The sequence below is a fragment of the Corallococcus sp. AB032C genome, assembly GCF_003668935.1.
GTDB lineage: Bacteria > Myxococcota > Myxococcia > Myxococcales > Myxococcaceae > Corallococcus > Corallococcus exiguus.
Genome location: NZ_RAWP01000298.1, coordinates 1 through 238 on the forward strand (window position 1 = coordinate 1; position 238 = coordinate 238).

Consider the following 238-nt stretch of genomic DNA (forward strand, 5'->3'; position numbering starts at 1 on the left):
ATGTCGCGGCACCAGGTGCGCCAGCCGAACGGCAGCCCCACGAAGAGCACGCCCAGCACCTGGGGCGCGATGCGGTAGCGCAAGAGCCAGTGGTAGTAGCCGTCGTCCGCCATGTCGCGGCACCAGGTGCGCCAGCCGAACGTCAGCCCCACGAAGAGCACGCCCAGCACCTGGGGCGCGATGCGGTAGCGCAAGAGCCAGTGGTAGTAGCCGTCGTCCGCCATGTCGCGGCACCAGG

General features: G+C 69.7%; 1 pseudogene. It reads right to left on the bottom strand.

The features are described from left to right. Positions 1 to 224 (bottom strand): annotated as a pseudogene (locus tag D7X99_RS43345) (hypothetical protein); the annotation flags it as partial. Positions 225 to 238: the final 14 nt, after the last annotated feature.